A 25,364-nucleotide genomic window follows, 5' to 3' on the forward strand; every position below is an offset into this window, starting at 1 on the left:
CAACAGAAACGCAGAAAAATAAAAAGTGGAATCATACTCCAGCAACGGAAGTATAATTCCACCGTTCTATACCCTAAATCACTTTAATCAGATTGTCAATCATACATCCTTATTTGAAATTATCTCTTTTTTTGCAAAATAATTATTGGTTAAAGAAGATGTAGAAGAAATAACATTAGAAACAAGTCAACGATAAAAGTTATTGCAACTGGTGAAATAATTGCAGGAGCTGGTACTTCAAGTACAATGACTACGGCCTATCAGCCTGACGCTTTGTCTATTGATGGATTATTAAAAGAAGCCCCAGATTCAGCAAATGTTGCAGTATCTTGGTAATTCTCGTTAGGGGTATTATTTTCTGGTGCTTCAGAGTTAAAAAGCAACAACATGAAATAGTACTCATGCTGTTGCTCATATGCTAATCGAATTCTTTCCTTTTTCCAAAGTATAGGGTACCTAATAACCAAAATGCAGTGGTTAATAAAATCACTGCTATTAATACAGGAATTGCTCCAAATTGGATGATAAATGGTACGGAAGCAGCAGTTACAAGGCCGCCACCAACCATTGGTTCAAATAATATTTGTTTATAACCAAACGCATTGAGTGCAGGCGATTTATTCTCTGGATCCACAATACGCATAAGCATTATTCCTGTCGCTGCAACTCCGGTACTTTGACCAAAATCTCCAATTCCTCGTTCAAACCAGTAACTCGGAATCATCTTAGGTCCGAGATATAGGAAGAGGAAGATATTAAGAGCTATACCGACAATGGAAAGTAAAATAAATGGAATGATATTAGCTCCAATTACTTGCAAGCTTAGTGAAGCCATGGCACTAATGATTAGAAAATCCAGTGCTACTCCTTGTATTGTGTTAATCGTATCCCGATCAACTAGTTCATGATAATCAAAGCGGGATAGAAAGATTTGGACAATTATCCCGCCAATCATTGCAAATGGAAACAAAGGAACATATTCAAATAAATAAATATCCAGTGCGCTTCCATACGTTGCATCTTCTAACCAAACAAACGCTTCTAATAGTACATAACCAATGAATATAGAAATACCAATTAGACCTAAGTGAAATGCAAATGGTTCAATTGATAGCGGAGAGGTAGTTTTCGTACCTGCCGATTTACGGTGTTCTTTATTGATAATGCCCGTTCGTTGTTCAAAAGAAATTTCATCGGGATGACGTAACGTCTGCGATTTCCCTTTTCGTGCAGCCCAATTCACCATAATCATACCAATTACTACGCCGGACAGTATTCCTACCGTTGCTAAACCAATAGCAAGGTCATAACCTTCAGAGAATCCGAGTTCTTCAAATGTACTTTGTAAGCCGGCAGCAGTGCCATGGCCGCCAACAAAGCTAATTTCAATCAGTGCTCCTGCTGCAGGACTAAGTCCAAAAAAGGGGGTTAATACGGTAAGCGTTAGTAATATACCTACTACGTATTGAGCCCAGGATATTGTGTAGCCTAAGGCTATTTGCGGTCCGCCAACCCTCCACATCTTTCTTGGCTTTGGTAAGATAAATCCAATAAATAAACATGCAAAAACAATATTAATCAATAGCTCAGGTAAACCCGCCCAAACTTCTACCATATCTTCAGTAAAGAAGCCAGCATCAAGAAAACCATCTGTAGTTAGCCGGCCTAATACTTCCGGCCCCAATAAGAGTGCTAAGAAACCACCTATCAAAGACGTAGGTAAGAAGAGTTTTTGAAGGATGGGGATTTTCAATCGGATAAGCTTCCCGATTACGAGCAGAGCGGCTAGTATAATAACAGCAAAACCGACAATTTGTAAGGACATAGATAAACTCCTTTTCATAAAATTTTAAGAGGATTTCCAAGTAGAAATGAAATAAAAAATATTGAACTTCACTATACCCGTCATAATACTATGAAAAACATGTCATATTCTCTTTAGCGTACGTCAATGTTACATAAGTATCTCTGGAATAGAACTTGAAATGACTGCTTTATCTCGTATTATATTGCTTTTTAATTTTACTTTTGGTGTGCCGTGTTCTTAGGCGGGATAGGGCTTATATGGGGAGGGTAACCGGTGTGAGGGCTTATTATAGGTGGTGAATTAGGATGGTTTATTAATTATTTTTTGGAAATTTAAAGAGTGAAATAAACAATAATAAAGAATCGTCTTTGTTTTCAATGAACATTAACTCGTGATAAAAATAATGTCTTGCATTTTACACTTTTAACTGATATTATCATTTTTAACATGTCAGAATTTGAATTAAGATTCTTGGTAGGATTTTGGTAGGTTTTTAAGGATATAATAGGATATTGGAAATTTAATTAATATAGTGATAAGCCATATAACAAGCTATGTGAGAGCATTAAAGGTAACAAAAGCTAATAACAAAATTTAATATTATTCTTCGGGGCAGGGTGTAATTCCCGACCGGCGGTGACAAACATATCGAGTTTGAAGTCCGTGACCCGCGTTTAGCGGTGGATCTAGTGAGATTCTAGAGCCGACAGTAATAGTCTGGATGGGAGAAGAAAAGTAAGTCAACACATGAATGGGTGTAGTGTACTCTTTTTTGCGTACATAAAAACTGTTCAGGTGTATTGGATATAGTTTATTTAAGGACGCCCCGTGATTTTTTCACGGGGCTTTTTCGTGTTTAAGAAAGGAGGGAACGCATGGACGAACGGTACATGGAGCAAGCCATAGAGCTTGCTGGTTTAGGAAGAGGAAAGACATATACTAATCCATTAGTCGGTGCAGTAATCGTGAAAGACGGTGTCATTTTAGCGACCGGCTATCATTCGAAATACGGTGACAAGCATGCAGAAAAAATGGCTGTCGACCAATGTGAATCGCCCGAAGAGATGATTGATGCAACGATATATGTGACGCTGGAGCCCTGTAATCATACCGAAAAACAGCCCCCTTGTACCCAAATGATTATAGACAGCGGTATTTCCAAGGTTGTGATTGCACAGCTTGACCCCAACCCTGTGGTAGCAGGCAAAGGAAAAGCTTATTTAGAATCACAAGGGATACAAGTCGTTTCCGGTATATTGCAGGAAAAGGCGGAAGCGTTAAACAAGCATTATAACTATTTTCATAGGAGAAAGCGGCCGTATATTGTATTAAAGCAAGCTGTCAGCCTGGATGGGAAGCTCTCTATTGATCCGTCTCAGCGGACGTATCTCACTGGAGAGGAAACCTATAAAAAAGTACGTGAAGAGCGGCAATATTACCAGGCTATTTTGACAGGGAGCCGAACCATTTTAGCGGATGATCCCAAGCTATTACCAAATGTAATCACTGATTTTCCGCCAGTTCGCATTATTTTAGACCGGAGAGGACAAGCACTGGATTTTGAAAAGTACCAGATTTATCAAGAAGCTGTTCCAGTCTGGGTGTTTACAAAAAACGATTCCATCGCGAATACGCCGGAGCATGTCCGGTTAATACCAGACCAGTACTGGACCATCCCAAAAGTAGTTGATTACCTGCAGAAAGAGGGGATTCAATCGGTTTATGTGGAAGGCGGAAGCAAAATTCATGATGCATTCCTGGCAGAAAATAAATTTGAAGAAGTGATTACGTACATCTCGCCTAAGCTGATTGGCGGCAATGGAGTGCCCGCTTTTTACAGTGATAGAAAGGTTTCGTCAGTAATGCCTTTAGCTTTACAGAGTGTGGAAGCCGTTGGTGAAGATATACGAATCGTAAGCAGGAGGGGGAAGAAGGATGTTTACAGGGTTGATTCAGGAAGTAGGGACAGTCAAGAAAATCAGAAAAGCAAGCCGGCATATTGAATTGACATGCACGGCCTCCAGCGAATTTCTACAGGATTATCAAATTGGAGACAGTATGGCAATCAATGGAGTGTGCTTAACTGCCATCGAAGTGACCGATTCAGATTTTACCGTAGACATTATGCCGGAAACATTTCATAAAACAACATTCTCTGATGTGCATGTACATGCGGCGGTGAATCTGGAACGGGCGATGCCTGCGAATGGACGCTTAGAGGGGCATATTGTTTCAGGTCATGCAGATATCACCACACGATTGATTAAAAAAGTAAAAAAGGAGAATTCCATTGTTCTCACGTTCTATTATCCACCGGAAATACAAGGAGAAATCGTGGCCCAAGGTTCGGTTGCGGTTAATGGGACAAGCTTGACCGTGTCAGCTGTCACACCAGGATCATTTAGTATTTCACTCATTCCTTATTCAATGAATCACACCAATCTGGGACAGTTAAAACAAGGTGAATTCGTGAATGTAGAGACGGACATACTCGGAAAATATATCAAAGCCATGATAGGCACAGGAAAGAATCAAATGTTAAGTAAATACGCTGGAGAATAGAGGGGAAATAAAGATGATAAACCATATCGAAGCTGCAGTTACTGCATTGAAACAAGGACGGCTGATTATTGTTGCGGATGATGAGGAGCGGGAATCAGAGGGTGATTTAGTTGGGCTTTCCAGCAAAGCAACTGCGGAAACAATCAATTTTATGACAAAGCATGCCCGGGGATTGATTTGTGCGCCAGTTTCCGAAAACATTGCCAAGAACTTAAATTTATGGGAAATGACCAGTGAAAATACAGACGAGTATCAAACAGCATTTACTATCAGCGTGGACCATAAAGAAACAACCACAGGGATATCTGCATTTGAACGGGCAAAGACAATTCAGGAATTGGCAAATAGAAGTAGCCAAGCGGCTGATTTCAACAGACCAGGTCATATTTTTCCGTTAATAGCAAAGAACGGCGGAGTACTGGAACGCAGGGGACATACAGAGGCTGCGGTCGATTTAGCAAAACTGGCAGGAGACAGCGAAGCAGCCTATATTTGCGAGATTTTAAAGGAAGACGGAGAGATGGCCCGGCTGCAGGATTTAAAACAGCTTGCGGCAGAGTGGGGTATGCCGCTGGTAACCATCGAAGAGCTTGCAACTTATTTGGCTTATTCCAATATCCAGGCAAATGCTAAAGTGAAGCTTCCGACCAAGCATGGAGACTTTGACTTGTCCCTTTATCAGGACAAAGAAGGCAAAGATCAGCTCGTCTTATCGATGGGAGAAATCAAGGACACTGAGGAGCCGATCTTAGTCAGAGTGCATTCAGAGTGCTTAACCGGAGATATTTTCGGTTCCCATCGCTGTGATTGCGGGGAACAGCTGGAAAGAGCCATGCAAATGATTGCCGATGCAGGGCGCGGTGCCATTCTATACCTAAGGCAGGAAGGAAGAGGAATTGGACTGCTCAATAAATTAAAGACATATGAATTACAGGAGCAGGGTGCAGACACCTATGAAGCGAATGTTTCTCTCGGCTTTCTTCCGGATGAGCGCCATTATGATATCGCCGCATGGCTCTTGAAAAAGGAAGGGATATCAAAAATCCGTTTGCTGACGAATAATCCGGATAAAGTAAAGGAATTACAGCAATACGGTATTGAGGTGGCTCAAAGGGTGCCATTAGAAACAACTGTTTATCATGAAAATAAACACTATTTAAAAATAAAAAAAGATAAATTTCACCATTTATTATCTGTAGAAGGAGAATGATTATGACTGTATATGAAGGAATGTTTCAAGGAGAGCAATTAAAAGTAGCTATCACGGTTTCCAGGTTTAATGAGTTGATTACATCTAAATTATTGGAAGGTGCCAAGGATATTTTGAAAAGGCATGGGGTAAGCGAAGAAGATATCGATATTTTCTGGGTGCCGGGTGCTTTTGAGCTTCCATATGTGACAAAGCAGGTGGAAAAGACAAAAAAGTACGATGGAATTATTACACTGGGAGCAGTTATTCGCGGCGCAACCACACATTATGAACTTGTCAGTAATGAAGTAGCCAAAGGCATCGCGCAAATCGGATTGAACGCAGAAATTCCAGTAATGTTTGGTGTGCTGACAACAGAAACGATTGAGCAGGCATTGGAGAGAGCTGGTACAAAAGCAGGGAATAAGGGTGGAGAAGCAGCGTTAGGTTTATTGGAAATGGTTTCGTTGAATAAACGGATTCATGCTTAATGTACATGAAAGGAAGGTTATCCATATCAAGGGTAGCCTTCTTTTAATACGAAAAAATATCTTTAATTAAATATATTTTTGTTGCATTATTATCACTTGAGTAGTAAAATGAAGATATAGAAAGGATATGAGGCGAATGAAAAAGAATACCCTTGGTTCCTTGATTTGGCTTCGGATTGTCCGCTTCATGCATCAGAGCAATCAGCTGTCCAATGACTTTCTAAAGCAATTTGATATTACCGTTGCCCAATTTGATGTATTAAACCAAGTCTGGTCTTATCAACCTCTTACGCAGAGTGAGCTTGCTGCCCGAGTGACCGTGTCAGAGGGAGGCATTTCACGTATGCTTGCCCGGCTGGAGCAGGAAGGATACATTCAGCGTAAGCAGGATTGGAAAACAAAATGGATAAGTTTGACGTCAAAGGGAGAAACCAAGATAGAGGAAGTTTTTGAAAATCAGCTGGCTTTTCAAACATCTGTAGTGGATGACTGTTTAACAGAAGAAGAACAGCGAACATTATATACGCTGATGTCGAAACTGCAAAAGCATACAGAAAGCAAATTAAAAAAATAATACGTCTATTATTTTTTTATTATAACTTGACTAGTAAACTGATAAAGGAGGAATTGGTTATGTATACCATTCCAGGACACCATCATATTTCGATGGTTACAAAAAATGCAAATGAAAATAATCGTTTTTATCGTGATGTATTAGGTTTACGTCGTGTGAAAATGACAGTGAACCAAGATGATCCTTCCATGTATCACTTATTTTATGGGGATAAAACAGGCAGTCCAGGCACGGAGTTAACCTTTTTCGAAATCCCGATGGTTGGACACACACATCGGGGGACGAATGCTATTACTCGGATTGGTCTCTTAGTTCCATCGGAAGAGAGTCTGCGTTATTGGGAAGAACGCTTTGATACGTACAATGTTTTACACGGCGGGATAACAACCTATGCCAATCGAACTGCAATGAAATTCGAAGACCCGGAAGGACTGCAGATGGTATTGCTTGTTGCCAATGGAGAAAAAGCAGACCATTGGGAAACCTGGGAAAAATCAGAAGTACCTGCTGAACATCAAATCCAAGGTATGGGATCCGTGGAGATAACCGTAAAAAGACTGGATAAGCTGGCGTCCACATTGACAGATATGTTTGGTTATACAGAGGTCAGCCGCAGCGAGCGGGAAGCTATTTTTCAATCTGTTCCGGGCCAGGCTTTTGGAGAAATCGTTGTGAAATATTTAGACGGTCCTACGGAAAGACCAGGTCGCGGCAGCGTTCATCATGTAGCGATTCGTGTAAAAAGCCATGAAGAGCTTCAATATTGGGAAGAACAAGTCAAGGAACGCGGATTCCGTTCATCGGGCATCGTGGACCGTTTCTACTTTAAAAGCTTATATTTCCGCGAATCCAATGGTATTTTATTTGAAATCGCGACAGATGGTCCAGGATTCACTGTTGATGGGGATGTGGAGCATTTGGGGGAAAAACTTGATTTACCGCCATTCTTAGAAGAAAAGCGTGCTGAAATTGAAGCAAATCTAGCTCCGATTGAATAGAAAAAAACAGCAAAGAAGGAAGGTTTCATACGGAACCTTCCTTCTTTGGCTATCCATCATTTAGCAATCGGAATAAGCTCTGTTAAATGATTGATTTCATATGTAGGCTCCATTCCTGTCAAGTTTCCCTTATGGTCGGGATTAAACCAGCATGTATCAATTCCATAGTTTATACCGCCCTGCATATCAGAGGTTAAGGAATCTCCGACCATTAATGCGTTTGCTTTATCGGTAAGTCCAAGCTTGGAAAAAGCATAATCAAATATGCGATAATCCGGTTTTTGAAAACCTGTTTCCTCTGAAATAATTACCGCTTCAAACGTGTTATGAAGCGGTGAGTTTCCAATCTTAGGTAATTGCACATGCTTAAACCCGTTCGTGATAATCGCGGAACGCTGTTCAGGAAGCGAATCAAATAAGATGTCAGCACCATCCACCAGGTATATTTCTTTGCTTAAATTTTCAAGGTAAGCATGGTTAAATGCTGTTCCATCCAAAGAAAGACCATGCTTTTCAAATAATCTTCTAAAGCGTTCTGTCCCTAATTTTGTTATCGACAGCTTTCCTTGCTCCAATTCGCCCCAGAGCACATTGCTGATTTCCCGGTAGCTGCTCCGATAGTCTATAAGTCCATTCGGCAATCCAAAGGCTTCAAATGTTTTTTGTAAAGCCCCTTTCTCTGATTTGCCAAAGTCAAATAATGTATCATCCAAATCAAAAAATATTACATCGTATTTCATTGCTTTGTTCCTCTCCCTTTTAAGCATCTTACTTGTTCATTATAGCAATTATGGAGAAAAGTTACAGAGTTTGGCGAGAACAGGAGCGGAAATTAAAAAGAAACAAAAACAGCCGTGCCTCCTACATGTTAAAAGGAAGCACGGCTGTTTTTTAAAGTTTTTTCATTGGTAATGGCTCTGTTTGGATTGCCCCTGCAGAACACAGGTCCTCAAGACGTCTGAGACAACGTTTTTCGATAGGACGATTCCTCGCTCCATCGAAAATGTTTATGCGTCAAAAAATGCCCGCTAAAGGAAATTTCCCTTCATTTAAAAGGCTGTAATGCCAAAAAATGGCCGGTCTATACATATTCGTGATATTCGTTGGGATCCTGTCCTTCTACACGGCCGTCTTCCCCTTTATCCAACGAATCAATTGTTTTCATATCCTCAGGAGATAATTCAAAGTTGGTGCTATTGATATTATCTTTTTGATGCATTGGATTGCTTGATTTTGGAATAGTAAATACGCCAGCCTGATAGTTCCAATTCACAATAATTTGTGCCGGAGTTTTATCGTATCTATCCGCAATTTCTTTTATTGTGGCATTTTCCAGCACGTCATTCAGATAACCCCGGCCAAAAGGACTCCAGGCTTCCGTAAGAATGCCCCGTTTTTCATTTTCTTCAACCATGCGGTTATTATGAAAATACGGATGACGTTCTACCTGATTTGTAGCAGGCGTCACACCTGTTTCTTCGATAATGTTATCTAAATGTTCGGGTTCAAAGTTAGAAACACCGATGGTTCTGATTAATCCTTGTTTCTGAGCATCGACTAAAGCCTTCCAAGCGTCTACATATTTGCCGTCTTTAGGGTTCGGCCAATGAATTAAATACTTGTCAAAATATTCTAGACCCATGCGGCGCAGAGATTCCTGAATAAAGATAAATGCCTTATCGTATTCATGGTGCGAGCCGGGCAATTTCGCACTGATTAAAATTTCTTCTCTTGGGAGTGCAGATCGACGCACGGCTTCCCCGACAATACCTTCATTGTTATAGTTTGTAGAAGTATCGATTAAACGGTATCCCAGGTTCAAGGCGTTTAAAATTTCAAATGTACCCTGATCCCCGTCAATACCAATCGTGCCTAGTCCTACGAAGGGAAGTACGGAACCATCATTTAGAATAAAACCGTTATGACTAACAGTCACAATCTCATCTCCTTTACAAACTTTGTAATGTAAGCTGAGAATGATAGATGTCTGCCATTATGAAAACAACAAGCTGCCTTCAGCAACAGAGCTTCCGGTCAATCATCAAACTCAGGTCACATTACCCGTATTTCATGTTTACATCTCTTGCTAGGATGTCCATAATTACTATACCCAATTTAAAAAAATCCTACACTAATTCGGTACAGATTGTTGGAATGAGGAGATCTTCGTAATCAATCATTATTGTCACTTAGCAAAAATAACAGCCTTCAGTTTTTCCGGATCATCTGACTTAATGGCGATCTTGGAATATTCCTTTTGAATCCCCATAAATAAAGTTGCTTTAACTGGATTTTTCATTTTTAAAATCATATCTGGATAAACCTGCTCAAAATCCTTTGCGATAAAATCAATGGTATCCTTTTCTAATTTACTTTTCAAAACAACAGGATCCTCTACTATGCTCTCAATATCCTGAAAATTAATTTTGACCCGTTTTAATATTCCGAATGATACATAGAGAGCCTTTTCATCTGTATATATTGGATTCAGGCGGATGGATTGAATACTCGCTATCAAAAAAATCACCGAATAGATATTAAGAATCAATAAAATTATAGAAATAACAATAGACTTTTCGTGAAGCCACCAATGAATAGCGAGCGTTTCCACAATAATTGCATGAATCATCATAATCTGAAAGGCGATAAAGTTTGATTTTTTATGGAGTGTTATCCCGTTTGGCGGTGTCTTTTTCCAAGTGAAAAGCGCATAGTAAAAAACCAAAAACTCCGAGCAAATCACATGGATAATCGGGTTATTCTTTACATAATGGTCCACTGCTTTTGGGAATGAAAAAATAACTGGCAATGCGCTTGTTTTCACTTTTTGTATGATGTTAGGAAGGTATCGGAAAAAAGCGATAACAAATAAAAGCTCAAAAAGCACCAATGCTGCTTCTGCACCTATCCCGACCCAAGTAATTGTTGCATAAGGGCCTAACAAGTGAGAGGGAATAAGAAGTCTTGCTATTATACAGCCTGCTGCTGCGAATAAAACAGCTGTCTTGATAGAGAATTTCTTTCTATACAGCATGAAAAATAGTGGCCCGATAATAACTAAATCAATTAACGAGCCTAAAACAACCGGATTAGTCTCCGGCGGTAAAACCTCAGCTCCGACCGCTGTTTGATACAGCATATAATTACTGACCAAAATGAGACTGAGTATCAGCAGCCACAGATACTTACCTTTTTGAATCACATTCATCAACTACACCTCTTCTACAATGGTATTTAAATGGCTAAGTATTCGATCTAAATGTTGCAAATCCTCTAAAGGAAGCTGCCCATAAACATGATAATTGATGTCATCGTTAAGCTCTTGCAGTTTATCAAAATACAATTCTGCCTTCGGTGCCAAATTTAAAATGATTTCACGACGGTTCTCTTTATTAATATGACGCGTGATATATTCCTTCGCTTCCAATTTATTCAGCAGCTGGCTAACGGCGCTCATAGAAGTGTTTAAATGCTGGGATAAATCTTTGGTGGAAGCAATTCCGTTTTGAATCAATTCTAATAGTAACACTTGTTTTGCGGTAAGCTGGTTATCGAGTTCATGCTCATATCTGCTGGCGAGTTGGATATTCAGCTGATTTTGTGAAGCATTGATTTTTTGAATAAGCTTTATTTTTGAGTCCACTATAAAACACCTCGCTTTATAATTAAGTTATCTTAACTATAAAGCAATTTAAATAAAAAGTATTTTTAATTTAAGGGCTCATGTGTAATGAAAATAATTTTGAAATTTCATGTAATATATTCTATACTTTGTTAAGTGACTAAATGTGTAGAATACTAATTAGATTAATATATATGTTAGAAATGCTTCACAAAGATATTGGAGGAATAGAAATGATTTTTGGTGTGTTAAAGGATAATAAAATAGGAGAATACCGTGTGGTGTTAACTCCTGTTGAGGCGGCTGCCATTAAAGAAGATGGACATACCGTTTTAGTTCAAAACGATGCTGGTTTTTCAGCCGGCTTTACGAATGAACAGTATGAGCAAGAAGGTGCGGAGATGGTAGATACAATAGAAGAAATGTACAAGCGCTGTGATTTTCTTGCCAAAGTAAAAGAAATAGAAGAAAGTGAGTATGGATTATTAAGAGAAAACCAGATTGTTTATACATGTATTCATCCGGCGGCGCATCCGGAGCAAGTACAGGCTATTCTCGACAGCAAGAGTGTTGCGTTTACTGCAGAGGATTCCCATCGTTTTGGCTCCGTCAATTGTGAAGCAGCTGGAAAGCAGGGTGCGTTGATGGGGTTAAATGCGATGCTGACAATCAATGGCGGAAAAGGAAAATTTGTCAGCGGTCTAGCTGGCGCTCCCGGCATGAAGGTACTTATCCTGGGAGGCGGACTAGTTGGAAGGTCTTCCCTGCAGGTTCTGCAATCTTTAGGCGCCTGGTGTACAGTGATGGATGTAAATTACGGGGTACTTAGAGATATCGGCAGGACATATAACGAAAAGGTAAATACGCAACTATCCACAAAGCAGAATATTAAAAAACTGCTCCCAGAAATTGATATGGTGATTAACTGTGTGAAGTGGCCGAAAGAAAATAAAGATTATTTAATTGACCGGGAGATGCTTCACTTAATGGAAAAGGGTTCTGTTATTGTAGATATTAGTAATGATGAAGATGGTGCCATTGAATCCTTCCGCGAAACAACACATGAAGATCCGATGTATGTTGAAAATGGTGTGGTGCATTATTGTGTAAGTAATATTCCGGGAGCGATTGCGAATTCTACCTCAGTAGCTTATGCAGCTTCCGTGCTTCCGCATATTCGTTCTATTTTAAACCATGGCGTGAAGGAGGCCTGCATTCGTGACGGCTTTTTGAGAAGAAGCTTAACAGCCTATAAAGGCTACTTAACACATGAAGAAACAAGTGCTATTCAAAATCGGCCATGGGCACGTCCGGAAGATGTACTCCAGCTGCAGGAGGAAGAAATAGACTTTGCGCCGCCGGCAACGCGGACAAGATCAACTAACTTTTTAAAGATTTAATACAACCAAGAAAAGGGGAGACTAGATGACGATAAACACATTATTAGTAGATTTTGCGTGTGCAAGTATTCTTATTTTATTAGGAATGTTTCTGCGCGCAAAATTGAAATTTATTCAACGAAGTTTTATTCCTGCAAGTTTGCTGGCGGGATTTCTGGGTCTGGCATTGGGACCCAGTTTTTTAAATATTTTGCCGCTTTCCGAACATATTGGTTCTTATGCGGGCGTTATTACGATATTAGTATTTGCTGCAGTAGGGATTAATGGTTTTTCCTTTTCACCGGGCAATATGAAAAAGGATCTTAACCGGATGGGCGCCTATGCGATTTATAAGATTTTGGGGATTGCTCTGCAAATCGTTATCCCAATTGTTTTTGCCATTATCGTTATTTCGAAATTTATTCCAGAGATCAATTACGGGTTTGGATTACTATTAGCAGCCGGGTTCTATGGAGGTCATGGAACAGCTGCAGCAATCGGAACAACCTTTGAGAACCTAGGCTGGGAAAATGCAACGGATTTAGGCATGACAGCGGCCACCGGCGGGATGCTTATTGGTATTTTGGGCGGGCTCATTTTTATCAAATGGGCAACACGAAAAGGCTATACGCAATATGTAAAGGATTTCTCTGAAATTTCGGAGGATTTAAAAACAGGATTAGTAAAGCCTGAAAACCGCACCTCGATGGGGAAGGATACCGTATCGCCTATCGCACTTGACCCATTGGCTTTTCATGTCGCGTTATTGGTGGTTCCTGCCGGATTAGGATATTTATTAAATAACTATATTGCAGAGACCTGGAATTTAGAATTTCCGACATTTACGATTGCATTTATTATTGCGTTATTGATGTATCTTGTTTTGGGAAGAGGTAAAAAAGGGATTTATAAATATGTAGACAGTAAAATAGTAGATAGAATCGGAAGCTCTGCAACAGATTATCTTGTATTTTTTGGCGTGGCATCGATTCAGCTTCCGGTTGTGAGAGAGTACTGGCTGCCGTTGACGTTACTAATGCTTTCAGGACTGGTTGTCGTTGTATTGACCCTCGTCGTAATCGGGCCTGGTATGAACTACGAAAGCTGGTTTGAACGATCTATCTTTGTATATGGCTATTCCACCGGTGTTTTTGCTATTGGGCTAACACTGCTACGAGTTATTGATCCAAACAATAAGTCAAAAACATTAACTGATACTGCGATCGTTGGACCGTTAAATACGCCGTTGGAGCTATTTGCCTGGTCGGCGGGTCCGATTATGCTGATGACCGGACAGCATTGGACGTTTGTTGGTATTTATGTAGCTATTTCGATAGCATGTTTTGTTATTGCGAGGATATTTAAATGGTGGTATTGGAAGATTCCGTTGGGAGAAAGGCCGGCTGTTCCTTTGGATAGGGAGGAATGATGTGTTCTGAAATAGAGTAATAAGAGAAGAAGACTGGCTTCGTGAAAGATTCCGGTCTTCTTCTTTAATTGCTTATACCTATTTTATTTCGTGTTAAAAAATAAAATTTAAAAGCAATTCTGCTAAATAAACATTTATCATAATGGTGCTCTCAACTTTTCTTATGAGACAGCACGCTGCTAATTGAAATAATGTAATTTCTAACCTAGTTTCCTAGGGATAAAATGGGAAGAAAATAGGGAGCAATAACATGGAAACAATGATGCCGACTAAAATCATTGGAGAGCCAGCCTTAACGTAATCCATGAATTTATAGCCGCCGACACTGTAAACCATTGTATTTGCAGGCATGCCAATTGGCGTAGCAAATGCTAAAGAACCTCCGATTACTGTTGCCATCAGTACAGCTCTTGGATCTGCTCCAATAGAAGTTGCAATGGATAAACTTATCGGTACTAATAGAGCAGTGGTTGCTGTGTTGGACATGAAATTTGTCATCACAGCAGAGAGTGCTAAAATCACAACTAATAATAAATAAGGTGATGGTGTATCTCCCAAAAAGTCTACAATAGAATGTGCAATTAATGCTCCCGCTCCGGTAACATCAATAGCTTTTGCCATTGCTAAAGAACCGACAAACAAAAGGATGGTATTCATATCAATCGATTTCATTGCTTCTTTTTCTGAGATAACTCTTGTTGCTACTAAAATTAATGCCCCAGTCCAAGCGGAAACATGCAGCGGTACACCTATGACATCTTCGAGAATCATCGCCGCTACAGTTAATATTAGAACAATAAGAGATAAATATTGTTTCCATTTGGGAACATTTGAATAATCTATTTGTTGATTGAAAATGGAGTCTTCATTCAATGCTTGTTCTTTATTATTTGGTAAAAATCGGTATCCGAAAAAACAAAAATATAAGATACCAATAATTAATATAGGTAATCCAACTTTTGCATACTCAAAAAAACCAAAAGATAAACCTATACCTTGTAAAGCTGATTGGGCAATCATATTCCCTGGGGCGCCAATCAGACTCAAATTTCCTCCCATAGCCGCTGCGAAAATTAGAGGGAGAAGTAATCTGGATCTGGAAAACCCGGATTTAGCTGCTATGCCAATGATAACAGGTATGAATACAGCTGCTGTGCCTGTGTTTGATAATAGACCTGACATAAGGCCAGTAATTACCATGATAACGGCAATTAACATCCGCTCCGTTTTTGCAAATTTGGTTATGATACTCCCAAAGTTTTGTGCCATACCTGTCTCAAAAAATGCTCCACCAACAATAAACATGGCGATAAATAATAAGACATTCGTATTGACGAACCCATCGAAAGCTTCGCCGGGTTCTAATACTCCTGTTAAAATTAATCCCACAGCAACTATCATTGCTGTAATAGATAAAGGGATTTTTTCCCAAGCGAACATTATGATAGCAAATATTAAAAATAGTAACGTAATTATTTCAGGACTCATTTTATTCCCCCTAAAGTTATAACGTTTAAAAGCTAAAACACAAAGACTGCTAAACTACTTTTTTGGCCATGATAGAAAAGTGGCTATTTGCTGTGATATATAGCTTATATTATTCTGAACTTGTGACCTCTCCATTGCTTGTTCTAGTGTTTGAACGCCGGGAATAACGGATAAGCAAACGTTGATACCGCTTTCGTAAAAACGTGTTAATAAAGAACTGTCGATACTGCCGGCGATAGCAATTACGGGTTTATTTAAGCTGCGTGCGTAATTTGCAATACTAATAGGAGCTTTACCTGACAATGTTTGAGAATCTAATTTTCCTTCCCCTGTAATAACAACATCCACTTGATGAATGACTTCTTTTACTTGAAGCGTTTCCATAAACCAGTCAGCACCATCAAATATTTGAGCATCAAGTGCTAAGCATGCAGCACCTAAACCACCTGCTGCACCTGCCCCTGGAGTATCTTGATACTTTTCTAAAATAGGGGTAATGGTACATAAGCGCTGTATTTGTTCCTCGATTTCAACAGCGTCTTCTGGTGTGATTCCTTTTTGCGGGCCGAAAATAAATGTAGCGCCATTCTGACCAAAAAGCGGATTTTGCACATCTGTTATAACAGATAATGTAATATTTTTAATCGCTGTAAAGCATGTTGAAAAATCTATATGTGTAATGTCTTTTAAAGCAGCAGCTCCCAAAGGAACAGGTTGATCAGATTCGTCTGTAATTGTTACGCCCAGGGCTTGAAGCATCCCTATTCCCAAATCATTTGTAGCACTTCCGCCAAGCGTAATGACCACATTATCTGCCCCATGGTTTATTGCATGCATAATCGCTTCGCCTACACCATATGTAGTCGTATGCAACGGATTCCTTTTATTTTCAGGAATCATTGGCAAGCCACAAATTTGAGCAATTTCAATTACCGCCGTGCCATTATTCATCAGAGCATAATAGCTTTGTATTTTTTCTCCCAGACTGCCAATAACCATACAATCTATTTTTTTCGCAACACCCGAATCAATCAATGCATCCATTGTTCCTTCACCGCCATCAGCTAAAGGTTTTTGAATAACTTCTAAATTTTTAATCTCTAATTCTTTAGCTATAATGTCATTAATTTCTGAAGAACTGATACTTCCTTTAAATGAGTCTACAGCAGCTAATATCTTCATTTGTCTCCTCCTTATGAAAAAGTAAGGTACTCAGATAAGCCTATCTCAGTACCTTTTATCATTGCGCTTTAAAAGAGCATAAAGAACTTTCAGGAATAAAGTATAAGCGCGCGGTTTTGGTAGGGCTGGTAATCGCGGTACCAGTCCCAACTAAGGAAATCCGCGCCTTTCAGGTTTGCCTTGCCAAGTTTTCTTTAAATATTAGAAAAACGTGAAAATAAAGGGTGCATTATAGTGTTAGATTTTTGATAATTGCATTTGTAATTTCTTCTGTATTACTAGTTCCCCCAATATCACGAGTGATAATACCTTGTGCAGTTGTTCGGCGGATAGCCTCATGTACTTTATTGGCTTCTTCCTGCAGTCCGAGGTCTTCTAGCATTAATGCAGCACTGGCAATCGTGCCAATTGGATTTGCGACTCCTTTACCAGCAATGTCTGGAGCAGATCCATGGACAGATTCGAACATACTAGGAAACCGCTTGTCGATTTGTAAATTAGCGCTAGAAGCAATACCAAGGCTGCCAGCAAGGGCGCTTCCTAAATCAGATAAAATATCAGCAAATAAGTTAGATGCAACCACTACCTCTAAATCATCTGGATTAAGTACAAATTGGGCAGCCATAGCATCTACTAACCATTGGTCTGTTTCTACGTCTGGATATTCTTTGCTGACACGTTGAAATACTTCATCCCATAAAACCATTCCGTATTGTTGTGCATTACTTTTTGTAACACTAGTTACCTTCTTTCTTTTTCGAGTACGTGCAAGGTCAAACGCAAAACGGATAATACGTTCACAGCCATGTTCTGTAAAAATAGAAGATTGAATGGCTACTTCTCTTTCATCTGGACGAGCGCTAAAGTTTCTTCCGCCAATTCCAGAGTATTCTCCTTCTGAATTTTCACGTACCAATATCCAATTTAAGCTTTCTGGATCTGGATGAGCGATACGATGATTGATACCAGGAAGAAACTCCACAGGTCTGATATTTGCCCACTGATCTAGCCCTTGGCAAATTGCTATACGAAGTCCCCATAAGCTGACATGGTCGGGTACGCGAGGATCACCCACAGCTCCGAAATAAATGGCATCATAATCTTTCAAAGTTTCTACACCATTTTTTGGAATCATACTTCCGTGCTCTAAGTAATAATCACTTCCCCAATTGAAGTAATCGCTTTCAAATTTAAATTTACCGTCTGATTGTTCCTCCAAGTAAGTTAATACTTTCATACCGGCTGCAATTACTTCTTTTCCGATACCGTCTCCTGGAATTACTGCAAGTTTAAACGCTTTTGTCATAACGCTTCCTCCCTTTATTAAGTTATTTATATCTTAAACAACGTATACGTTAAAGTCAATATTTATTTTATTTATTTATTTTTTGTTCATTAAACCCTTTTAATGTATTCATTAAAAAACTAGCAGATAAGATTTTAAGATCTTGTCTGCTAGTTTTCCTTGCGTAGAATATTTAAAATTTCGGTATGAGATCTGTTTCGATGCTCTTGCATAACATACTTTGCAGCTTGCTCATTTTTAGCAATCATACAGGCGATGATAGCTTTGTGTTCTTGAATGGATTGTTTTGGTAAGGGCCTTTCGTGAATCGTAAAGAGTCTTGCTCGATGACACTGATCATCAAATGTTTCATAAGTATTTGATAAACGATGATTATCAGCTAAATCTAAAATTTGGCGGTGGAATAAATCATCCAGCTTGGACCATCGTTCTAAATCTTCATTTCCTAATGCCTCTAGTTGTTCATCAATCATGTTTTGCAGTTGTTGAATATCTTTATCTGAGGCGTTCTGAGTAGCTGCTTCTGCGGCAATTCCATCAAGTGCCACGATAACACTATAAATTTCTTTTAAATCTTCTGGACGTATCGGTTCTACAACAAACCCTTTACGAGGAACTAAACGAATTAAACCTTCCGTTTCCAGGCGTACAAATGCTTCTCTTACGGGTGTTCTGCTCATTTCTAGAAATGCTGTTATTTCACGTTCTAAAAACATACTTCCTGGCGATAAAATTAGTTCGCGAACGGCAGATTTAAGTATCAAATAAGCTTGTTGAGGTAACTTATAATCTTCAATGTGATCAATGTTTTCTTTTATTTTATGTAATGGAAAATCCATAAAAAACCGCTCCTTCTTAAATATCTGATAAAATAAATGGCAGTTGGAAGCATAGATGTTTTTCGTGATCTATTCATATTATACTAAAGATGTTGAAATAAACAGAAGTAAGAGTATATTCTCGGAATTTCCTTTAATGTTTTATTGATTTCTCATAAGCTTAATTATGTGGAGAAATAACTAACAGATTAAGTCTGGTGCTCATATTAAAAAGAAAACTGGCACCTTCGCCAAATAAAATGTGAAAGTGTCAGCTATTTCTTTTTTAAATAAATTATTTCTTCTTTCGCAAATTCCTTTTCTCTTCCCGGCTAAGTCCGACAGTTAACTGTTCAAATAAAGTATCCCATTGATTCTGAAATGATTTATAAATAAGCGGATATTTTTTCTTCAACTGCAGAATTCCTGCCGCATAGCTTTGGTTGTCATTTTCCAGTTGCTGTTTCTGGTAGACAGGTAATTCATTCATTACCGCAATCATTTTTGCAGCAGATACTTTGCCGGTGTAGAACCATTCATATGCTTTGTAGTAAAGCAGCGCATGAGCATGCATATCACGAGACAATCTGCTGATTTCTTTTTGCAAACGTGCCTGCTTTTTGGTTTCATTATGTGCTTTTTTTATGTCACTATTATTCCGGGTAATAGCATCTGCTAAACCGATGTAAATCTCAGCCTCTTGAAATAGTGCTGCTTTATGAAAATACATATATTGTTCCATCAGTTCATCCTGCAGCTCTTTTACATCATCCGTTTCCGAAACATGCTTTAGATGCTTTTTAAATTTGGAGATGATTTTAGATAGCATAGACCAATTTTCTGTCGTAATGATAATATTAATCCAGGATAGATAGAATGCGGTAGTTGTTTTGGTATCCTCATCTTCTGCTGGTTGAGATTGTTCCATGACTTGCATGGATTTATCATACTGATTTATCTGAGTGTGAAGATGTGCAAGCGCTGGGGCAAACATGGATGTTTGCTCTGGGAACCTCTCCAATAAATCCTCGTAGGTTTCGATAGCCTTGTCAGGATAGCCATTATCTTGGTAGATATCAGCCTTTAACGTATAGATGACCTGCAACTCTTCGTTGCTTGTCGTCAGCGGGATGATTTCTGAAAATATCTTTTCCATCTCATCAACATCGTCATTAAAACTAGCTAGTTTTAATAGCTTAAATTTAATTTCGCCGCTATCTGGTACGAGCTGATTTAATTTTTTATAGATTTCAAAGGCTTTTTGGTTATCTCCACTGTCCATGGCTTTTTTTGCATCAGCAATTAATTGTTCTGCTTCATCAAGCGGTTTGACTTCTTCTGCTTTTGTATTTTCTTCGGGTGTATGCTGTTGGTCAGCCTTCCCGGTTGAAGCAGCGTCTGTTTTTTTCTTGCCGTGTTTACGATTATTATCGTAAGCTGCTCTTTTCTCAGGATCTCTTAAAACCTCAAAAGCTTCCTGTACTTTGGCATAGCCTTCTGGGTCTGTTTCCTGCGGATGTTTTTCCAAAGCCTGCAGATATTTTTCTTCGATTCTTGCTTGACCAATATTAGCAGTGGTGCCAAGAATCTTATAATAGCTTTCATTCTTTATTTTACTCATAGTGATAACTCCTCATTATTTACGGTCGAAAAAGGATAAAGTTTCTGGCTCTATCCTTGTCGTTATATAGACTAATAAAATCCTTCTATTCATGATAGAAGGAGCTTGTTGTTTTATTTAAATAGGCGGAACATAATAATGCCAGCCTGAATCTTGTTATATTCCGTTTTTTATTGTAGCTTTTCTTTTCGAATCTCGCAAGGAAAGGGCGAAATTAAGAGGCAGGAATAAATAGAAATACAAAAGCTGGAAAGTTTCTTTAATCTCATGAAGATGCCCTTGACTGCAGGATGCTGGGTTTCTGCAAGGTTTGAGTACCTTATTTAAAAATGGTATATTTAAGTAAGCATTTAAATAAAACAAAAAGCGGAAAGTGGCTGAACAAGTCACTTTTTTATAGTTAAAGAAAGTAAGGAAATACATATGCACACAGCTGGTGTAACATCGTTAAAAACAAACGGGACATTCTTCCCCCCATTAATTCAGAAAAATAATTATAAAACCGAAGAAATACAGGTGATGCAGAACACTGTTTCAAAGCTATTGGACACTTCTACCACATCAAAAAAGCCGGGCATGCTGCTAGGACATATCCAATCAGGGAAAACACGCTCCTTTCTCGGTTCGATGGGTTTAGGGTTTGATAATGGCTTTGATGTGGTGATTATCCTGACCAAAAATTCAAATGCCCTTGTCAAACAAACCTTTGAAAGGGTGGAGAGTGAATTTACGGAGTGTATTGAGGAAGATGAATTAGCTATTTACGACATTATGAAAATGCCCGTAAAGCTGCGTAAATTTGAATTGAAGAAAAAGCTTGTGATTGTTCTGAAAAAAGAAAAGAAAAATATGCAGCGTTTAGAAAGACTGCTATTTGATATGTACCCGGATTTGACTGCGAGGAAAATGTTATTTATTGATGATGAAGCAGATTTTGCTTCTGTCGCGTATGACAATGTCAAAGATAAAAATATAATTGATCTCAAAGTGATTGCCGGACAAATTGATCAGATTCGTGCCCGATTAGAGAATGCTGCTTATCTGCAGGTAACGGCGACTCCGTATTCCTTATATCTTCAGCCAGATGATATGACTACCCATGAGCATAAAGCCTTTCAGCCGAAGCGGCCAGCTTTTACCGAATTAGTGCCGGTGCATGATAAATATGTCGGCGGGGAAATGTACTTTGAAAAATCTAAGGAAGAGGCGCACATGGCGAGTTATCTCTACCATGAAATTCAAGAGGAAGAGCTTGAAATCTTAAGGAAAAGTGATAAGCGGAAGGTAAAGGTGAACCATCTGCTTCATGGCGAACGGTATGAAGGGATTCGCAGCGCGCTGATTCATTTTATTGTCGGCAGTAAAATCCGCAATATACAACAGCAAAAAGAAGGAGAGCGTCTTGAAAAGTATGCTTTTATCATGCACACGATCACGACAAAAGCAGCGCATCAGTGGCAGGAAGAAGTCATGCTTCATATGGAAGAACAGCTTCGCGATGCAATGGAGAAAGAAGACCCTATCTTTGATCAGGTAATTCGTACAGCTTATCAGGATTTTGCGCGCTCACAAAGGAAGGATATGTATTTTCCTGCTTTTGATGAAGTGCTTTCCGATGTTCGTGATGCTTTGATAGAGGAAGAGCTGTTAATTGAAATTGTAAACTCAGAGCAGGATGTCGATCATTTATTAGATAAATCAGGAGAGCTAAAATTACGGACGCCGCTTAACTTCTTTATCGGCGGGCAAATCCTTGACCGGGGGATTACAATAAAAAATTTAATTGGCTTCTACTATGGAAGAAATCCGCAGAAATTCCAGCAGGACACGGTCTTACAGCATTCGCGAATGTATGGAGCACGTCCGCTTGCTGACATGGCAGTTACCCGCTTTTATACGACCAGACGAATTTATGATGTTATGGAGCAGATGCATGAATTTGATACAGAGCTGCGCCGGGCTTTTGAATCTGGAGCAAACAGCGGTGAAGTTACTTTTATTCAAAAGGATAGCGATAATACGATTTTGCCATGCAATCCAAATAAAATTCTACTATCAAGCGTACAGATGTTAAAGCCGGGAAAACGGATGCTGCCATCTGGTTTTCAAACGATTGCGAAAAGCTACCTGGAGAGGGAAATGAAAAAGATAGATAAGCATGTGGCGACAATGAAGCAGACAGCAAAAGCAATACATCCCAAAGATGACCGCTGCTTTTTGGTTGAAAAGGAGAAGGTCCAAAACCTATTAGAAATGATTTATCAAACCTACGTATTCAAAGAGGGCTATGAGTGGGATTTAGAAACGTTTGGTGCTGTGATGAATTATTTATCCGAGGACACGGACACGAATCGAAAAGGGCATGTCTGGGTCGTTTTGCGTCAGAATCGTAATATGGCCCGTATTCGGAAAAGCACTGGCAGGTTTGAAGATGCGCCAGATACGAAACAGGATGAACTAAAAATAGCACAAAACTTAGCACGAATTATTCCATCACTGATCTTGATAAGACAGAATGGGGCAGAGGAGCAGGGGTGGCGCGGTGGAGCTTTTTATTGGCCTGTGCTGGTTACACCGGAAGAGACGAAAACGACGGTGTTTGCAGGGAAAGGGGTTAAGGAGAGGTAAAAAGAAGTGAAAAAATTAGCAAGGTGAGTATATTTTATGTTTAGCAGATTGGGTATAAAAAATCCTGTGCTGTTCAATATATAAACAGCACAGGCAATATTTTAATAACAATCCCAATTAAAAAGCACCTTACTAAAATCTTTGTTTTTCAAATCCTCTTCAGAGATAAAGAAATTCCCGACACCGGAATCTCCCCATATAATCTTATCTCCGACACTGTCTATTTGCAGCAGCAATATATCTGCATCTTGATAATCTCCATAGGCACGCGGGTCTTCCTGCGTAAAGAAGGGATAGCCGCCAAGCTTATGGCCTGTCCCGTTAAATAGCTGGAAGAATTCTTCCTCTAGCTTTTCATCATGGTTTATTTCATCGAATATAGCTGCATACATTTCATCACTGCGATAATCGCCTCCTGTGAGAGCTTCCAAGTCTGTCTCAAAAGTTAATCCCATTTCCTGCTCGACAGGGAAAAACAGCTCATCATCTGGCATTTTTACAAAAGAAAAGTCTTGGATTAATTGGGATTCATCCTGAATTACTTTTTCATGATAGATTACTCGAAACCCAGATTGATTTTGTCCATCATCAAAATCTACTCCCAGCAAATCATCATTGCCATCAATATAAAATTGCAAAATCCCTTTATGGGGAAAATGCGGTAAATGAACAGGAACGTTTTCAAAATTAATTTGCGCCAATAGTTTTAGAGGAATTCCCTCTTCATTTTTAGGGTATTCCATAGAAGCAGGGAAGTAAGGGTCACCTGCAAATTTGCTTTCGAATAATGAAGTTTTACGCTCCGTAGTAGAAACCTTTACAATTGGTATCAGTGTGTCTTGAATGAGAGAGCGGTATTGCTCGAATGCTTCAGGTAATTGTAATGATGTTTTGTCTGGCATAATAAACCTCCTGAAATTCAGTTTATTCTGTATAGTAGTTACTATAGCAAATCAGGATAATCAAAGAAAATATGAGAGCAAATAATTCATATATTGAAGGTACTCAGGGTTGTAGTAGAGAAACTTGTTGATGAGCGAAATATATTACTGGGGATTTCAGTGATTAGAGTAGAATATATTGACATATTTTTAGAGAGATTATAGATCATTTTAAAAGGTAACTGCAATTATCATGCATATCCAAAAAAAAGTTAACCGTCCTGTATCTTCCGAATATCAGGAAAGCTAACTTCGTAAATCAGATATTTTTTCTTTAATCAGCCGTCTACTACATTATAAACAGTATGTATGTCACTTTATTTGTAATACACAAAATTATCGTTAAGCATTTACCGATATATATAGCATAGTGAATTTTATCGGGATCTCTCCCAAATCGTTCTTCATTTTAGAGACAAATTAGAGCAGGGAAAGTAATTCCTAATTTATTAATGTAAGAAATCCTCGCCCAAAATGATATACTTACTACCTTTTTAACCCATCCAGAACAGTAGAGGTGAATTTATTCATTTCCTCCACGATATCAAATTGTTCTCCGAAAATAATCCAATCATAGATGGTGCCTCGCATACACCTCGTAATTAATACAGATACTTCTTCCGTCGTTAATCCTTCCTTAAATTCTTTATTCTTAATTCCTTCCTGAACAAAAGAGTTAATTACTTGATAAAGATTCCTGTTTGGGTCAGATAAATAATGATTTTTGTTAATGGTTAGCGACATTGCATTCATGTATACAGTTCTGATTAAATCTTTCCCTAACTCGTCACGTAAATAAATCATTTGGGCTTCAAAAAATATAAGAATTTTTTCACTTGCTTTAATGTCATTTGATATTCCTTTCTGAAATTCCGAATAGAAATTATCAATATCTTTAAATTTTTCATTGAAAATATCATATTTACTATTGAAATGCACATAAAAAGCCCCTTTAGATACATTACAGGTTTTTACAATTTCATCCACCGTTACATTATCAAACCCTTTTTTATCAAAAAGTTCTAGCCCAGTTTCCAAGAGTGCTTTTTTGGTCTCTAGGGCTTTTAGCTTTCTTGCTGTTATATGTGTCATAATATAGCCCCCTTTCATTTAGAATAGCATAATATTTTTGAAATGTAGAATCAATCTTTTGAAAAGTCTTGACTATTTTTAATTTTACATTTATTATGTTGTTAATGCATTTCGGTGACCGCGGTATTTGACTTTAGTATGTGAAATATAAATATAGAAGAAGAATGGAGGTTTAACAATTATCAAACAGTAAAATGACAGCGTTTCCATTCGTGAAAATTATTTGAAGGAGGGGTT

21 protein-coding genes and 1 riboswitch are annotated in these 25,364 nt (G+C 38.7%); of the genes, 9 read left to right on the forward strand and 12 right to left on the reverse strand.

Annotated elements, in window-relative coordinates; all coding sequences use genetic code 11:
- Positions 1–418 precede the first annotated feature (418 nt).
- On the reverse strand, positions 419–1,825 hold the full coding sequence (locus tag BN997_RS08170) for a sodium/glutamate symporter (RefSeq protein ID WP_042531249.1): 1,407 nt from the start codon (positions 1,823–1,825) through the stop codon (positions 419–421).
- A gap of 581 nt (positions 1,826–2,406) precedes the next feature.
- Positions 2,407–2,544, forward strand: a riboswitch (FMN riboswitch).
- Between the two features lie 138 nt (positions 2,545–2,682).
- Here BN997_RS08170 and ribD point away from each other — a divergent pair.
- From ribD to BN997_RS08200, 6 genes are all read left to right on the forward strand, one after another.
- Positions 2,683–3,810, forward strand: a complete 1,128-nt coding sequence (gene ribD, locus BN997_RS08175) for a bifunctional diaminohydroxyphosphoribosylaminopyrimidine deaminase/5-amino-6-(5-phosphoribosylamino)uracil reductase RibD (RefSeq protein ID WP_042531251.1) — start codon at positions 2,683–2,685, stop codon at positions 3,808–3,810.
- Positions 3,743–4,369: a riboflavin synthase gene (locus BN997_RS08180; RefSeq protein ID WP_042531253.1), complete on the forward strand. Its 627-nt coding sequence runs from the start codon at positions 3,743–3,745 to the stop codon at positions 4,367–4,369. Before ribD ends, BN997_RS08180 begins: the two co-directional genes overlap by 68 nt.
- A 13-nt stretch (positions 4,370–4,382) precedes the next feature.
- A complete protein-coding gene (locus tag BN997_RS08185; RefSeq protein ID WP_042531256.1) occupies positions 4,383–5,579 on the forward strand; it encodes a bifunctional 3,4-dihydroxy-2-butanone-4-phosphate synthase/GTP cyclohydrolase II in 1,197 nt (398 codons plus the stop codon).
- 2 nt (positions 5,580–5,581) lie between these two features.
- On the forward strand, positions 5,582–6,049 hold the full coding sequence (gene ribH / locus BN997_RS08190; protein ID WP_042531258.1) for a 6,7-dimethyl-8-ribityllumazine synthase: 468 nt from the start codon (positions 5,582–5,584) through the stop codon (positions 6,047–6,049).
- 136 nt (positions 6,050–6,185) lie between these two features.
- A complete protein-coding gene (locus tag BN997_RS08195; RefSeq protein ID WP_042531260.1) occupies positions 6,186–6,623 on the forward strand; it encodes a MarR family winged helix-turn-helix transcriptional regulator in 438 nt (145 codons plus the stop codon).
- A gap of 59 nt (positions 6,624–6,682) precedes the next feature.
- A complete protein-coding gene (locus BN997_RS08200; protein WP_042531262.1) occupies positions 6,683–7,621 on the forward strand; it encodes a ring-cleaving dioxygenase in 939 nt (312 codons plus the stop codon).
- Positions 7,622–7,677: 56 nt separating this feature from the next.
- Here the strand turns inward: BN997_RS08200 and BN997_RS08205 are convergent, their stop codons facing one another.
- The 4 genes from BN997_RS08205 to BN997_RS08220 all read right to left on the reverse strand — a co-directional run bounded on the left by BN997_RS08205 (position 7,678) and on the right by BN997_RS08220 (position 11,264).
- Positions 7,678–8,361 carry a YjjG family noncanonical pyrimidine nucleotidase gene (locus BN997_RS08205; RefSeq protein WP_042531264.1) on the reverse strand — a complete coding sequence of 228 codons (684 nt, stop codon included), beginning with the start codon at positions 8,359–8,361 and terminating at the stop codon, positions 7,678–7,680.
- A 341-nt stretch (positions 8,362–8,702) separates the two neighbouring features.
- Positions 8,703–9,557 (reverse strand): aldo/keto reductase, encoded by an 855-nt coding sequence (locus tag BN997_RS08210; RefSeq protein WP_042531266.1) that lies wholly within the window; start codon positions 9,555–9,557, stop codon positions 8,703–8,705.
- A 249-nt stretch (positions 9,558–9,806) separates the two neighbouring features.
- The gene (locus tag BN997_RS08215; RefSeq protein WP_042531268.1) at positions 9,807–10,829 is read right to left on the reverse strand and encodes a hypothetical protein; all 1,023 of its coding nucleotides are present in this window, start codon (positions 10,827–10,829) and stop codon (positions 9,807–9,809) included.
- Between the two features lie 3 nt (positions 10,830–10,832).
- Positions 10,833–11,264 carry a MarR family winged helix-turn-helix transcriptional regulator gene (locus tag BN997_RS08220; RefSeq protein ID WP_244882355.1) on the reverse strand — a complete coding sequence of 144 codons (432 nt, stop codon included), beginning with the start codon at positions 11,262–11,264 and terminating at the stop codon, positions 10,833–10,835.
- Between the two features lie 212 nt (positions 11,265–11,476).
- Between BN997_RS08220 and BN997_RS08225 the strand changes: the two genes are divergently transcribed.
- Both BN997_RS08225 and BN997_RS08230 read left to right on the forward strand, forming a co-directional pair.
- The gene (locus BN997_RS08225; protein ID WP_042531270.1) at positions 11,477–12,643 is read left to right on the forward strand and encodes an alanine dehydrogenase; all 1,167 of its coding nucleotides are present in this window, start codon (positions 11,477–11,479) and stop codon (positions 12,641–12,643) included.
- A gap of 25 nt (positions 12,644–12,668) precedes the next feature.
- Positions 12,669–14,051 (forward strand): sodium/glutamate symporter, encoded by a 1,383-nt coding sequence (locus tag BN997_RS08230; RefSeq protein ID WP_042531272.1) that lies wholly within the window; start codon positions 12,669–12,671, stop codon positions 14,049–14,051.
- 213 nt (positions 14,052–14,264) lie between these two features.
- Here BN997_RS08230 and BN997_RS08235 read toward each other — a convergent pair whose 3' ends face one another.
- The 5 genes from BN997_RS08235 to BN997_RS22170 all read right to left on the reverse strand — a co-directional run bounded on the left by BN997_RS08235 (position 14,265) and on the right by BN997_RS22170 (position 20,466).
- Entirely contained in the window at positions 14,265–15,539 is a 1,275-nt protein-coding gene (locus tag BN997_RS08235) for an SLC13 family permease (protein ID WP_042531274.1), read from the reverse strand.
- A gap of 54 nt (positions 15,540–15,593) precedes the next feature.
- A complete protein-coding gene (locus BN997_RS08240; protein WP_042531276.1) occupies positions 15,594–16,721 on the reverse strand; it encodes a glycerate kinase in 1,128 nt (375 codons plus the stop codon).
- A 229-nt stretch (positions 16,722–16,950) separates the two neighbouring features.
- On the reverse strand, positions 16,951–18,027 hold the full coding sequence (locus BN997_RS08245) for a tartrate dehydrogenase (RefSeq protein ID WP_042531278.1): 1,077 nt from the start codon (positions 18,025–18,027) through the stop codon (positions 16,951–16,953).
- Between the two features lie 149 nt (positions 18,028–18,176).
- A complete protein-coding gene (locus BN997_RS08250; RefSeq protein WP_042531280.1) occupies positions 18,177–18,866 on the reverse strand; it encodes a GntR family transcriptional regulator in 690 nt (229 codons plus the stop codon).
- 274 nt (positions 18,867–19,140) lie between these two features.
- Positions 19,141–20,466 (reverse strand): tetratricopeptide repeat protein, encoded by a 1,326-nt coding sequence (locus tag BN997_RS22170; RefSeq protein ID WP_052484952.1) that lies wholly within the window; start codon positions 20,464–20,466, stop codon positions 19,141–19,143.
- Between the two features lie 423 nt (positions 20,467–20,889).
- Between BN997_RS22170 and BN997_RS08260 the strand changes: the two genes are divergently transcribed.
- Positions 20,890–23,094: a Z1 domain-containing protein gene (locus tag BN997_RS08260; RefSeq protein ID WP_042531282.1), complete on the forward strand. Its 2,205-nt coding sequence runs from the start codon at positions 20,890–20,892 to the stop codon at positions 23,092–23,094.
- Between the two features lie 101 nt (positions 23,095–23,195).
- Here BN997_RS08260 and BN997_RS08265 read toward each other — a convergent pair whose 3' ends face one another.
- Positions 23,196–23,996 (reverse strand): YwqG family protein, encoded by an 801-nt coding sequence (locus BN997_RS08265; protein ID WP_042531284.1) that lies wholly within the window; start codon positions 23,994–23,996, stop codon positions 23,196–23,198.
- A gap of 525 nt (positions 23,997–24,521) precedes the next feature.
- Complete coding sequence (locus BN997_RS08270; RefSeq protein ID WP_042531286.1) at positions 24,522–25,127, reverse strand: TetR/AcrR family transcriptional regulator; 606 nt, start codon at positions 25,125–25,127, stop codon at positions 24,522–24,524.
- Positions 25,128–25,364 lie beyond the last annotated feature (237 nt).

Source organism: Oceanobacillus oncorhynchi, from assembly GCF_000821065.1.
In the GTDB taxonomy this organism is placed as follows: Bacteria; Bacillota; Bacilli; order Bacillales; family Amphibacillaceae; genus Oceanobacillus; species Oceanobacillus oncorhynchi.